8 protein-coding genes are annotated in these 14,088 nt (G+C 52.6%); 5 read left to right on the top strand and 3 right to left on the bottom strand.

What is annotated here, in order from left to right:
* Positions 1 to 102 precede the first annotated feature (102 nt).
* Complete coding sequence (locus LH22_RS12745; RefSeq protein ID WP_038647068.1) at positions 103 to 2,463, top strand: membrane-bound PQQ-dependent dehydrogenase, glucose/quinate/shikimate family; 2,361 nt, start codon at positions 103 to 105, stop codon at positions 2,461 to 2,463.
* An 83-nt stretch (positions 2,464 to 2,546) separates the two neighbouring features.
* Here LH22_RS12745 and katE read toward each other — a convergent pair whose 3' ends face one another.
* From katE to LH22_RS12730, 3 genes are all read right to left on the bottom strand, one after another.
* Positions 2,547 to 4,811, bottom strand: a complete 2,265-nt coding sequence (gene katE / locus LH22_RS12740; protein WP_038647066.1) for a catalase HPII — start codon at positions 4,809 to 4,811, stop codon at positions 2,547 to 2,549.
* A gap of 266 nt (positions 4,812 to 5,077) precedes the next feature.
* On the bottom strand, positions 5,078 to 6,088 hold the full coding sequence (locus tag LH22_RS12735) for a TIGR04086 family membrane protein (RefSeq protein ID WP_038647064.1): 1,011 nt from the start codon (positions 6,086 to 6,088) through the stop codon (positions 5,078 to 5,080).
* Between the two features lie 282 nt (positions 6,089 to 6,370).
* Positions 6,371 to 6,988 carry a LysE family translocator gene (locus tag LH22_RS12730; RefSeq protein WP_346420895.1) on the bottom strand — a complete coding sequence of 206 codons (618 nt, stop codon included), beginning with the start codon at positions 6,986 to 6,988 and terminating at the stop codon, positions 6,371 to 6,373.
* A gap of 137 nt (positions 6,989 to 7,125) precedes the next feature.
* On the opposite strand from LH22_RS12730, the gene LH22_RS12725 reads away from it, so the two are divergent.
* The 4 genes from LH22_RS12725 to LH22_RS12705 all read left to right on the top strand — a co-directional run bounded on the left by LH22_RS12725 (position 7,126) and on the right by LH22_RS12705 (position 14,048).
* Positions 7,126 to 7,767 (top strand): hypothetical protein, encoded by a 642-nt coding sequence (locus tag LH22_RS12725; protein WP_038647060.1) that lies wholly within the window; start codon positions 7,126 to 7,128, stop codon positions 7,765 to 7,767.
* Between the two features lie 543 nt (positions 7,768 to 8,310).
* Positions 8,311 to 9,459 carry an efflux RND transporter periplasmic adaptor subunit gene (locus LH22_RS12715; RefSeq protein WP_038647058.1) on the top strand — a complete coding sequence of 383 codons (1,149 nt, stop codon included), beginning with the start codon at positions 8,311 to 8,313 and terminating at the stop codon, positions 9,457 to 9,459.
* Position 9,460: 1 nt separating this feature from the next.
* Positions 9,461 to 12,622 (top strand): efflux RND transporter permease subunit, encoded by a 3,162-nt coding sequence (locus LH22_RS12710; RefSeq protein WP_038647056.1) that lies wholly within the window; start codon positions 9,461 to 9,463, stop codon positions 12,620 to 12,622.
* 1 nt (position 12,623) lies between these two features.
* Positions 12,624 to 14,048, top strand: a complete 1,425-nt coding sequence (locus tag LH22_RS12705) for an efflux transporter outer membrane subunit (RefSeq protein WP_038647054.1) — start codon at positions 12,624 to 12,626, stop codon at positions 14,046 to 14,048.
* The last annotated feature ends 40 nt before the right edge of the window (positions 14,049 to 14,088 follow it).

Genomic DNA, 14,088 nt, shown 5'->3' with positions numbered 1-14,088 from the left:
CAGCAACGGGTTTTTACTGTTCGATAACGTACGTTAAAATTCTGTTGAGTTTATGTAGGTTTATTTTGGGTGGTAATTGATGAAAAACGTTGAGGGATTGGCATGGTTAACAAATTAACCAGTATCGTGCTGGCGATTCTGGCATTAGCGCTGCTCTATATGGGCGGAAAATTGCTGATGCTGGGCGGCAGCGCGTTCTATGCACTGATGGCGGTGGGCTTGCTGATTACCGCTATTTTACTGTTCAGAAACCAGCGTAGTGCGTTGACGCTGTATGCGGTTCTGATGTGGATTACCCTGGCCTGGATTATCTGGGAAGTGGGCTTTGATAAATGGCAATGGATCCCTCGTGGCGATCTGTTTGGCGTGATCGGCCTGTGGCTGGCGATGCCGTGGGTGGTCAAACCGCTGTATCAGGGCGAACGCTGCTTCCACACCTTCCTGGGTGGCACCGTCATCGTGATGATTGTGGTGGTGATCGGGCTGTGCTTTTACGATCCACTGCCACAGGCGGGTACGATCAGCAATGCGCGTGAACAAGCCAGCGAGCAGGGTGCCGCTAACGACTGGACCGCATACGGCGGGACCACTGACGGTCAACGCTTCTCTTCACTGAATCAAATCACCAATGAGAACGTACAAAACCTCGAAGTGGCCTGGACTTATCACACTGGCGATTTGCGTCAGGATGCGGATGCCAGCGAGTACACTTTCGAAGCTACGCCGGTGAAAGCCAACGGTATGCTGTATTTCTGTACGCCTCATAACGAAGTGCACGCACTCGATCCGGAAACCGGTGCGGTGAAGTGGAAGTACACACCAAATAAAGATCGTTCTTACCTGCAGCAGCACCAGACCTGTCGTGGTGTGAGCTATTACGAGCAAAGCCCGGTTGCTGCGCAAGATTCAGCTGCGGCTCCAGCCATCTGCCGTAAGCGTATCTTCAACGCCACCACCGATGCACAGCTGATTGCTCTGGATGCCGATACCGGCAAACCTTGTGCTGATTTCGGCACTAACGGCGTGGTGGATCTGCATGCCAACATGGGCGAAGTGCGCCCACATGCGTTGATGCAAACTGCCGCACCGCTGGTGGCCGGCAAGCTGGTGATTGTCGGTGGTTCAGTCATGGACAACGGCTTCAACAGCGGTAACCCGTCTGGCGTGATTCGTGCCTATGACGCCGAAACCGGTCGTCTGGTATGGAATTTCGATCCGTCGAACCCAGAAAATACTGCGCCAATCGCTGCGGGACAAAATTATCCGCAGGATACGCCCGTCGCCTGGGGCACGCTGAGCGCTGACCTGAAAAATGGTCTGGTGTATGTGCCGTTTGGTAACGCGTCTCCGGATGAAGTGGGTATCGAACGTGATGCCAACAGCAACACGGAGAAATTCCGTGATGCACTGGTGGCGCTGGATCTGCAGACCGGTGCGTTCAAATGGCGTTATCAGAGTTCGAACCACGATCTGTGGGACCGCGATAACCCATCGCAGCCGTCATTGCTGGATATCGATTATCAGGGTCAGAAACAGCCGGTCGTCATTCTGCCGACCAAGACCGGCAACTTGTTTGTGCTGAATCGTCTGACTGGTCAGCCGGTGTATCCGGTTAATCAGGTGAAGGTATCCACTGAAGGTGGTGTGCCGGGTGAGAAGTTTGCCGCGACGCAGCCGGTGTCGAGCCTGAACTTCATTCCAGACCCGCTGACTGAGAAATCAATGTGGGGCATCACGCCGTTTGACCAGATGTCATGCCGCATGGATTTCCGTTCGCTGCGTTATGATGGCAACCCATGGACGCCAGCCACTGAAGCCGGTTCGCTGATCTTCCCGGGTAACATTGGCGTGTTCAACTGGGGTTCTGTGGCGGTTGATCCGCAGCGTCAGATGCTCATTGCCGCACCGGTGCGCCTCGCCTATAAATACAACCTGATCAAGCGTACGCCGCAGACCGAAACGCAGCGTCTGTTCACCAAAGATGGCCAGCCATACTGGAATGAAAACTTCCAGGGTGACTACGCGATTCACATTCAGCAGCTGGCGTCTGGGCTGGGCATTCCGTGTATCGCGCCACCTTGGGGTCGCATGGTCGGTGTGGATCTGAAAACCGGGAAAACCGAGTGGTTGCGCCGTGTGGGTGTGACCAAAAATCTGAAAACCAGCTTCCTGCCGGGCCGCTTCCCAATCGGCTTCCCGATGGGCATGGTGGCACACGGTGGTCCATTGCTGACAGCGGGTGATCTGGTGTTCCATGGCGCAACCGCGGATAACTTCTTCCGTGCTTACGACAGCACCACCGGTGAGCTGCTGTGGCAGACCGAGCTGAGCGCGGGTGCGCAGGCCACACCGTCAACCTTTATGGGTAAAGACGGTAAGCAGTACGTGGTCATCGCGGCGGGTGGTCACGGTTCGCTGGGCACCCAGGCGGGTGACAGCGTAGTGGCGTTCCGTTTGAAGTAATGAAGTCGTTTAAAGGAGCGCACCTGTAAAGGTGCGCTTTTTTGTTTAGAGAAGGCTGCTTCTCCGTTGTCTTAAGGACTCCATCACGCAGGGACGGAAAGCGCTTTTTGACTACGTGACCATACGCGATGAGCCTTCATTGCATCGACAAAGGCATTTAGCACCTTGTCGTCGGAAGTATCACCCTCCACGATCCCTTCTTCTTCTTCATCATCTTTGAGCGCGAATTGCGCCTTAAAACGACGAGCCTCTCCACTGAGGCCAATCACCTTAAGATGTTTATACGCTTCCAATAAGAAGTAGCGACTGTCTCCACTCAACAGCAGTGCATCAATGTTGCCATCTGGGACAAATACCGCATCAAATGTCAGTGAAGGTAGTCCAGCAAAAGTCGCGTCAACCGGTAACACTGACCCATCATCAGCACGAATCTGACCCATATGAGGTGCCAGTAATTTTGTGTGTACGCCAGCGGTTTTCAGTGTCTGCAATGTGGCCAGTACATCTGCCGATTTCACGCCATCGCTCAACAGCAGAGCAACCTGACGGCCTTTGATATCACCGTCGGGCACAGCATACAAACTCAGGCTACTGTCTTTCTTCAGGCCATTAACGTCTGGTGCGGGCGGCGTCTTCAATTGATCAGCCGTGAGGGCAATCCCGAGGTTATCGGCAACCCCTTGTGCTAAAGCGATATCAATATTCAACAGATGATCGACCACTCGCTCTCGAATGTAAGGGCGGGCAACTTTGCTCAACTCGAACGAATAGGCATCGATGATGTGCTGCTGCTCGACAGGCGTTTGGCTTAACCAGAACAATCTCGGTTGAGAGTAATATTCGCCAAAGGAGGGGCTGCGCTCCCGCACTTTATGTCCTTCCATTCGCTCCTGATAGCTGTCAAAGCCGCCACCTTCTGCTGCCGGCGGTGTTTCACGTGGCCAATTATCATTAATCGAGTTGGGCTCATAATTTGCTGGATTGGTATCAATGTCCTGACGGTGCATGCCTTGCCGTTGGAAATTATGGTAAGGGCAAACCGGACGATTGATAGGGATTTCATGGAAATTAGGCCCGCCCAGGCGGCTAATCTGCGTGTCGGTGTACGAGAATAACCTGCCTTGCAGCAACGGATCGTTGGAAAAATCCAGCCCCGGAACAATGTGTCCAGGATGGAAGGCGACCTGTTCTGTTTCTGCAAAGAAATTATCGGGATTGCGGTTTAGCACCATCTTGCCAACGATCTCTACCGGCACCAACTCTTCCGGAATCAGTTTAGTGGCATCAAGGATATCGAAATCGAACTTAAACTCGTCCTCTTCGGGGATAAGCTGCAGGCCTAATTCATATTCGGGGAAATCACCCGCTTCGATCGCCTCCCAAAGGTCACGGCGGTGGAAATCTGGATCACGCCCGGTTAATTTCTGCGACTCGTCCCAAAGTAAAGAGGCCTTACCTGCGACAGGCTTCCAGTGGAAGCGGACAAAAGTGGCTTTGCCTTCCGCGTTGATCAATCGAAAAGTGTGAATACCGAAACCTTCCATGGTGCGATAGCTGCGTGGAATCCCGCGATCGGACATCGCCCAGATGACGTTATGCAAGGTCTCGGGCTGCAGGGAAACGTAATCCCAGAAGGTGTCATGTGCACTTTGACCCTGAGGAATTTCATTGTGCGGCTCAGGTTTAACGGCGTGCACAAAATCCGGGAATTTATGGGCATCCTGAATGAAAAATACGGGGGTATTGTTACCCACTAAATCAAAAACCCCTTCATCGGTATAAAACTTAGTGGCGAACCCACGAATATCGCGCACGGTGTCAGCCGATCCGGCGCCGCCCTGGACGGTGGAGAAACGGACAAACACCGGGGTGATTTGTTCCGGATCAGAAAGGAAGTGCGCTTTTGTCAGTGCTGTTAACGCGTGATAAGGCTGAAAGTAGCCGTGAGCAGCAGATCCTCGGGCGTGAACGATGCGCTCAGGGATGCGTTCATGGTCAAAGTGCGTGATTTTTTCACGCATGATGAAATCTTCGAGCAAAGTGGGGCCACGTGTGCCCGCGCGCAATGAGTTCTGATCGTTGGCAATGCGCGTGCCCTGGTTCGTCGTGAGCGCCTGATGAGAACCGTTTTTACGGTTTGTCTCCAATTGTTGGAGTTTGGCGCTTTGGGTTTCAGGCGTTTTGAGGCTGCCGGGTGCGGTAGGCTGCTTTCCAGGCGGTGTTGGTTCTGCGGGAGGTTGGTGCGAACCGTCTTCAGGCGCTAAAGATCCTAAACCGGGTTGGGATGATTCTGGCCCTTTAGTGGGGGCTCGATGGCTGAGTTCTTTTTTATTTGCTTCATTCGACATTGTTCCACTCCAGTATATTTTTAAAGACCTCGTTAAATATAGGACAACTAGAGAAATGGGCTGGGTTTTATTTAACCGATCGGTTTTATGAGGATTTTTCTTAAGAAGTGTATTTTTTTGGTTAATTACCGTTTCGCTTGCGATGAGATTTAAAAATAAGCCAGGCGGCGCAGGTGTTGCTTGTTTTTAGTATCAAAGTGAGTAATTAGACTGCCATAGCCCATCACAAGACCATGGCAGTGGATAAAAGCTTTTACCCATTTCCCTTAATGGTGAACATTTTGGGTTAAAACCTGACGTGGTTGTGTACGTCGAGCTATACGGCCAATAACAGCTGCCAGAACCGCTTCGATAAGTAATACAAAGAATGTGAACCAGCTTGCCTTGGCAGTGGCTGCGGCGGCTTTCTCTGCGGCCTCACGAGCCTTCTGTTCGGCCTGCTGTTTTAACTGCTGAAACTGTGCAACGGCTTTTTGATAGCTTTCGACCGTTTGGTTCACAATCTGGTCGGCTTCCTGATCGCTTTTTCCGGTGCGCGCTTTGATGATGTTCTTCAGTGCGTCCCGATCTGCGGCTTGCAGGGTATCAGAGTGACGACTCATCACGCCACGTACCCAGTTGATAATATCGGTATCGGCATTTTGCGGATTTTGCGCGGTATTGGCAGCCTGTTGCCTTGCCCCGTTAGCCTCACTATTGACATCCTGTTGTAGATTTTCTGGCTGTAATTCTTGTTTTCCCGTTTGGCGCAGGGTGGTCTGTAATTCGTTTTGTAGCGAATCAAGATTGATGTTGTTTACTTGCAACTTCTCTTTAGCCATATTCGTAACAGAAGGTGCAACAGCTGAGAGGCCATTTCCAACAACATTCGCTCCTGCACCAAGAATATTGAAGGCACCTCCTACCACTCCGCTGGCAAGCGAGAAAGCCAGCCAAAGCGTGATAAGCGTGCTCACACCAAACATAAGCAGTCCATGCAACGCACCTTCACGTTGCGCAAGACGGCCTGCTACATAACTCCCCGCAGCAATGGCAATCAGCATACTTAAACCGGTCCAAATTAATACGCCTGTACCTAAGTGTGCCAGAGGGTTTTGATCTTGTTGAGGATCGATAACCGTCGCGCCAATTGCGGTTCCGAGTAACCCAAGGAATATATGGACAATAAGCGCAGCAATAACGCCTGCAAGAACGGCGCTCCAGGAAATTCGTTTTAATGGCAATCCAGTAACCGTTTCGGTTACGATCGCGGGATCGTTATTCCATGTTTCAGGCATCATCATTCTCCTCAAAGAAATAATGTTTTATGACGTCGAATCAGTCTTGATATAAATGAGGGTAGACTAAAAAAAGATTGCACATCATTTTTACGAGGAAATTATTTTCAATCTGTAAGTTTGAAAAGTAAATGATATTTTATTCAAGTAGAGTGACACCCCTTGAAAGGGTGACTATTGGTAGTTTTGTGAGTCAGCTCTTAATTATGGGGTTGATTTTGAGGGGTTAATGACTACGCGTTTATCTTTTATTAATACCTCGAAAATTGTTCTTTGTAATCATCACGGAAATCCTTTTAATGTCATAAAAAGCTGAACCAAATTGCTGATAGCAAAGAACACCAAAATCAATCCCCCCCCGATATTGATGGCAATAGACAGCTTTCGAATATTGATTACTCGCGCCGAGGTCAGCAACGTAAAACAGATGATGACCAGCCACAGCGCCATGATGGCAACGTGTATGGAGGCAAGCAACAGATAATGCAGCAAGGCATGGTCGCGCCCGGCGAATTGCGATACCACAGTGAGATAGAGCATCACCGCTTTGGGGTTGAGCACATTGGCTAGCCAGGCATCTTTAATCCCCATGCGGGCGCTGCGGTAAGAGGCGACAGGTTGGGAAATATGACGACCACGACGCAACAGCAGTATGCCAAGCCACAGCAGATAAGCGGCACCCGCCACGCTTAACAGATTAAAGATAATAGGAGATCGCACTAACAGGGCGCTGATCCCCAAGCCAATCAGCAGCGCATGGGTATAAATACCCAGTGCAGTGCCGAGAATGATCGCCGCCAGCCCGCGCGAGCCTGCCACCAGCGTGTTGTTGATCGCGAGGGTGAAACTCGCTCCTGGCGACAAGGCCACCGGTAATATCGCAATGATAAAGGCGAGCACGTGCAGGTTCATGAGGGTAACGGCTAAATATGTTAAATAATTTTGAATATTATTAGACGGTGAAGCAATAATCTACCACTGCAATCACGCCGCCGGGACTAAGCGGACATTTCAATCGCACAACAATAAGGAAGCCCATGACCATCGCTTGCCTGCACACTGCCGCCAGCAATATCGCGCTGTTTGACCACGCGGCCCGATCACTTGAATTACCTGCTCATTCATTGAGTCATATCGTGATGCCGCACCTGCTGGCTGAAGCAGAGGAGAGTGGCGGTATGACGCAGGAGCAGCAGCATCGTTTGGCACAGTTGCTGCACAGTTTCACTCCATGGTTTGATGCGATAGTGATCACCTGTTCAACGCTGGGGCCCGTGGCCGACACCTTTAATCCTCAGAACACGGGGTGCCCGGTATATCGCGCAGATCGGATGCTGGCAGATCATCTGCATCAAATGGCAGGACCTGCACTGGTGCTCTGCGCGGCTGAATCAACTTTAGCGGCTACCCGTCTGTTGTTCTGTCCACCGACGCTGCCAGCGGATAAACAGCTGCAGGTCGCACTGATTCCTGACGCCTGGGCCGCATTTAAAGCGGGCGATCATCAACGCTATCACGCGCTCATCGCCGACGCGGTAAAACAGGGGCGCGAGCAGGGCGCACAACACGTAGCACTGGCGCAGGTCTCAATGGCAGCCGCCGCAAACAGCATGCCGGAGAGCGAGCGTCCATTGACGATACCGCAGCTGGCATTAGCCGCGGTGATCGCAAAGCGTTAATGTCGCGGAAGGGACGCCTGCACGTGGCTCCCTCCCTTTTTTACCCGCTAAATGGATAATCTCTTACGCTGTCGATACCAGGGAATGAAATAAATCAGCATGCTCCCCCAGAATATCCCCGCACTGATGCCGCTGATTGCACCGTGAATCAGATTAAATGACAGGGAAGCGATTAATTCTGAGTGCAAAGCCACAGAAACGGAAAGCGTATATTTGGCGGCAAAGCCTAATAACATAAATATTGTCAGTCTGTTACCACACGCCACGTCTATTATGCGCGTTGTAAAGCCATTAGTATCGCTATCGGCCTGTGTATTGGCATGTCGGGTTCCGCCGCCGCAAGAGCAACTTCTTTACTGATTCCCATATCAATTGCCTATTCGCCAGTTGCTTATAAGCACTCACGGAACTTTTTAAGCTCCCTGTTTGGCTCCGCACGTTTAGCTTAGCGCCGTTCTCTTTCTTTTCATTTTCCTGACAGTTGATCTATGGATGTTTTGGTAGACTGTGAGGTGAGAATGAACGTTCACTACAGGGTTATTCATGAAGAATTTTCAGCGCAGTGTGATCGCCGGACTGGTGATGTTAGTCGCCGCTTGCGATCAAAGCAGCAATCAGCAAACCCACGCCACCACAACGGAAGTGGGTGTGAAAACGTTGCAAAACGAATCGGTTACGCTGGACAGCCAACTTGCCGGACGTGTGACCGGCAGTATGACATCCGAAGTTCGCCCGCAGGTTGAAGGCATTATCCTGAAACGCCTGTTTACCGAAGGCGATGAAGTGAAAGCCGGGCAGGTGTTATATCAGATCGACCCGGCCAGCTATCAGGCCAGTTACGATCAAGCGCTCGCGCAATTAAAGAACGCGCAGGCGTTGGTAAAAAGCAGCAAATTAAAAGCGGAGCGTTATGCTGCTTTGGTAAAAGAGAACGGCGTGTCGCGTCAGGATGCTGATGATGCTTTGGCAACCTATCAGCAAAACGTGGCATCGGTGGACCAATATCGTGCCGCTGTAGAAAGTGCGCGCATCAATCTGAATTACACCCAAATCAAAGCGCCGATCAGCGGTCGTATTGGCATTTCATCGGTAACACCAGGTGCGCTGGTGACCGCCAGTCAAACCACTGCGCTGGCGACGATTCGTGCTCTCGACCCAATTTATGTCGATTTGACGCAATCCAGCGTCCAACTGCTCAAACTGAAGCGTCAGCAGGCTTCCTTACAGCAGAGCACTGATGCCGTGCCTGTGACGGTGAAACTCGAAGATGGCAGTGCTTATGACCATCCGGGCAAACTGGAACTGACGGAGGTGTCGGTAGATGAAGCCACCGGCACCGTGACGCTGCGCACTATCTTCCCTAACCCGCAACATGAGCTACTTCCAGGCATGTATGTCCGCGCCAATGTGACGAACGGCGTAAAATCCGACGCAATCCTGGCACCGCAGCAGGGGATCACCCGTGATGCCAAAGGCAACGCCACGGCATTGGTGGTCGATAAAGAGAATAAAGTCGAAAGCCGTGAAGTGGTTGCCGAACGCGTGATCGGGAATAAGTGGCTGATCACCACTGGCCTCAATAGTGGTGACAAGTTGATTGTTGAAGGCACGGGAAAAGTGCAGGCGGGCATGAGTGTTAAAGCCGTGGAAGTGACGCCAAACGATAAAGCCGCGACCAGCGAGGGTAACTGATATGTTGGCTCAGTTCTTTATTCGTCGGCCGGTATTTGCCTGGGTTATCGCCATCTGCATTATGATGTTCGGTCTACTCAGCATTAACAGCCTGCCCGTGGCGCAATATCCTGATGTCGCGCCACCGCAGATCAGTATTCAGGCAACGTACACCGGTGCGTCGGCGGAAACGCTGGAGAGCAGCGTCACGCAGGTGATTGAGCAGCAACTCACCGGGCTGGATGGGTTGCTCTATTTTGACTCCACCAGCACGGCATCGACCGGGCAGGTGAAGATCAATGTGACCTTCCAGCAGGGCACCGATCCCGATATCGCCCAGGTTCAGGTGCAGAACAAGGTTCAGCAGGCAGAGAGCCGTTTGCCTACCGCGGTCACCACGCAAGGTGTCACCGTGGAGAAAGCGCAGAGCGACTTCCTGCTGATTCTGGCGGTGTACGACAAAACCAATAAAAGCAGCTCTTCCGATGTCGCTGACTATATGGTCAGTAATATGGAAGATACGCTGGCGCGTGTTTCCGGCGTGGGTAGCGTGCAAGTGTTTGGTGCCGAGTACGCGATGCGCATCTGGCTGGACCCGAGTAAGCTGGCGTCCTATTCACTGATGCCCTCGGATGTCACTACCGCGCTGGAGAGCCAAAATACCCAGGTTTCTTCTGGGCAATTGGGCGCACAGCCAGCCAGCAAAGAGCAGCAGCTGGTGGCGACAGTACGTTCGCGTTCGCGTCTGCAAACACCAGAGCAGTTCCGCAACATCGTGCTTAAGAGTCAGTCTGACGGTTCGGTAGTGCGACTGAGTGATGTCGCGCGCGTCGAAATGGGCGATGAAGACTACAGTGCCAACGTGTTGGCGAATGGCCATCCCGCATCCGGTATCGCTGTGCAGCTGGCATCAGGTGCGAATGCGCTTTCCACCGCTGAGCAGGTGAAAGGCACCATCAATGAGTTCCGTAGCAGTATGCCGGCGGGCTACGAGATTGCTTATCCACTCGACAGCACCGACTTCGTCAAAATCTCGATTGAAGAGGTGGTGAAAACGCTGATCGAAGCGGTGATCCTGGTGGTTATCGTGATGTTCGTGTTCCTGCAGAACATTCGTACGACGTTGATCCCGGCGATTGCCGTGCCGGTGGTTTTACTGGGTACGTTCGGTGTGCTGTCGCTGTTTGGTTACTCGATAAACACCTTAACCATGTTTGGCATGGTGCTAGCCATCGGCTTGCTGGTCGATGATGCGATTGTGGTGGTGGAGAACGTTGAGCGCGTGATGCGCGAGGAGGGGTTACCGCCGCGACAGGCCACAGAAAAATCAATGAAGGAGATTACCGGTGCTTTGATTGGTATCGCGCTGGTGCTGTCGGCGGTGTTCCTGCCGATGACCTTCTTTAGTGGTTCAACCGGAGTGATCTATCGCCAGTTTTCGATCACCATTGTGTCGTCGATGGTGCTGTCGGTGATTGTGGCGCTGACACTAACGCCGGCACTTTGTGCAACCTTACTGAAACCTCATAACCACGAAAGCGGCACCAAAGGTTTCTTTGGCTGGTTTAACCGCAGTTATGAAAAAGTGCAGGGGCGCTATCAAAACGGTGTGGGTCATGTGGTGAACAGTTCAGTGCGCTACCTGCTGCTGTACGGCGTGTTGCTGATCGGTTGTGCTGTGCTGTATATGCGTTTGCCAACCGGCTTCCTGCCGACGGAAGACCAGGGCTATATCATGGTGCAGTATCAGCTGGCACCGGGTGCCACGGAAAACCGTACCAGTGAAGTCCGTCAGCAGGTACAGCAGTACTTTGCCACCAAAGAAAAAGACAACGTTAACGTTAGCATGCTGGTTAACGGTTTCAGCTTTGCCGGTAGCGGACAAAACGCCGGTATTGGTTTTATCTCGCTGAAAAACTGGAGCGAGCGTAAAGGCACGGAGAACAGCGCCGATGCCATTGCAGGCCGCGCGATGGCTGCGCTCTCCAGCATCCGTGACGCGCAGATCTTTGTACTTTCACCGCCCTCAGTATCGGGGTTAGGTCAATCGAACGGCTTTACCTTTGAATTACAGGCGCGCGGGGCCACCGATCGCGACCAACTGCTGAAAATGCGTAACCAGCTGATTGCCGAAGCCAACCAGGACCCGGTGTTGAGTGCGGTACGCGCGAACTCACTGCCAGATCTGCCGCAGTTGGATGTCAGTATTGATGATGCCAAAGCGCAATCGCTGGGGCTGACCATCAGCGACATTAACGACACGCTGAGTGCAGCGATTGGCGGGAGTTACATCAACGACTTCACCGATCGTGGTCGCGTGAAGAAAGTGTATATGCAGGGCGATCAACAGTTCCGCAGTAAGCCTGAAGATATCGATCAATGGTATGTGCGCGGAACGGATAGCAGCAGTAACACCACCATGGTGCCGTTCTCGTCGTTCGCTTCCTCAAAATGGGCTTACGGTCCAGATGTGTTGTCACGCTATAACGGCCTGGCTTCTTATGAAATTGAAGGATCGTCAGCATCGGGCAAGAGTTCGGGCGATGCCATCACCGCAATGGAAAAGCTGGCGGCCAAACTACCGGCTGGCACAACCTTTGCGTGGAGTGGACTCTCTTATCAGGAAAAACTTTCTGGCAACCAGGCGATGTCGTTGTATGGCATTTCCCTGATTGTGGTGTTCCTGTGTCTTGCCGCGCTGTATGAAAGCTGGTCGGTGCCGTTCTCGGTGATGATGGTGGTGCCGTTAGGGGTGATTGGATCACTTCTGGCGATTACGTTGCGCGGTCTGGAAAACGATGTGTACTTCCAGGTGGCGTTGCTCACCATCATCGGCCTATCCGCGAAGAACGCGATTCTGATTGTGGAGTTTGCGGAGGAAAATTACCGCAAAGGCGAGAATCTGGTGAAAGCTGCGATTCATGCCGCCACGATGCGTTTGCGTCCGATCATCATGACGTCACTGGCGTTCACTGCTGGGGTGCTGCCGCTGGCGATTTCTACCGGCGCGGGTGCTAACAGCCGTATCGCTATCGGGACAGGTATTATCGGCGGCACCCTGACAGCAACGTTACTGGCCATCTTCTTTGTACCGCTGTTCTTTGTTCTGGTCCGTCGCGTGTTTCCGGCGATTCCGCATGACGATGCACAGTCAACCGAATCAGCTGTGAAGGCGGAGGAGTAATATGTCTGCAAAATTATTAATGGTGTTGTTACCGTGCTTGCTCGCGGGCTGCGTGTCACTCGATCCGCACTACGATCGTCCCAATGATGCGGTCAGCAGCAGCACGCCAACCGGCGATGCCTATCGTGGCTTGCAGGGCACGCCAGCGAATTATCGTGATATCAGCTGGCAGGATTATGTACTGGATAGCAAGCTGCGTCAGGTGGTGGCGATGGCGCTGGACAGCAGCCGCGATCTGCGTGAAGCAGTCGCCAGTGTGAAATCGGCACACGCACAGTACGGCGAGCAGCGCGCCGATCTCTTCCCAACGATTAGCGCAGGCGTGAGCGGCACCCGTTCGCGTGCGTTGACGGGCGAGGGGAATCAAACCGCGCTCAGTAATACTTATTCGGCGGAAGGCAGCGTGAGCTCCTTCGAGCTGGACCTGTTTGGCAAGAATCAGAGTCTTTCGCGTCAACAGTATGAAACCTATCTTGGCACGCTGGAGGGCGCTCGCAGCACGCGCCTGACGGTGCTGTATAACACGGTGGATTATTGGTTACAGCTGGCGGCGGATCGCAGTAATCTGGCGATCGCGAAAGAGACGGCAGAGAGTGCGCGTCAGTCGCTGGAGGTGACGCGCAAACGTCTGCAAAACGGCGTGGATTCGATGGTGGATGTGGCTTCAGCAGAAACGACGTATCAATCTGCACAGGCAGATGTGGCCAGCTATACCACCAGCGTGGCGCAGGATAAGAATGCGCTGGATTTGGTGGTCGGGAAGCGTGTGCCGGATAGCCTGTTACCCCAGGATATTGAGTCGATTGGCAATGCTTTGAAAACCGTACCTGCTGGCGTGTCATCCGACGCACTGAACAATCGCCCAGACGTGTTGCAGGCCGAGCATAACCTAAAAGCGGCCAATGCCAATATCGGCGCTGCGCGAGCCAACTTCTTCCCGAGCATTACGCTGACCGCAAGCGGAGGTGTTGGCAGTGCCGATTTGTCTTCACTGTTTAAGAATGGCGCAGGTATTTGGTCGTTTGCACCGAGCATTTCGCTGCCGATTTTCAAAGGTGGCTATAACGTTTCCTACCTGAACTACACCAAAGCGCAGAAAGAGTATTACGTCGCGGTGTATGAGAAGTCTGTGCAAACCGCTTTCTCTGAAGTCGCGGATGCGCTGGCACGGCGTGGCACCATCAACGATCAGTTGACCAGCCAACGTAATAATGTTGCTGCATCGCAGACTTACTATCATTTGGCCGACCTGCGTTATCAGAACGGTGTTGATACCTATCTGAATGCGTTAACTGCCCAGCGTACGCTCTACACGGCGCGGACCAGTTTGGTCAGTGTTGAGCAGGCCTACTACCAAAACCTGAATACTTTCTACAAAGTATTGGGTGGCGGTACGGCATTGAAAGAATCTGAATTGAAACTGTAACGCTTTCCCGGGCCGGTAATGTATCGGCCCGGTGAAAAAT

The sequence above is a fragment of the Pantoea rwandensis genome (genome assembly GCF_000759475.1).
GTDB classification, from domain to species: domain Bacteria; phylum Pseudomonadota; class Gammaproteobacteria; order Enterobacterales; family Enterobacteriaceae; genus Pantoea; species Pantoea rwandensis_B.
This window is presented reverse-complemented; position numbering and strand designations above follow the sequence as displayed.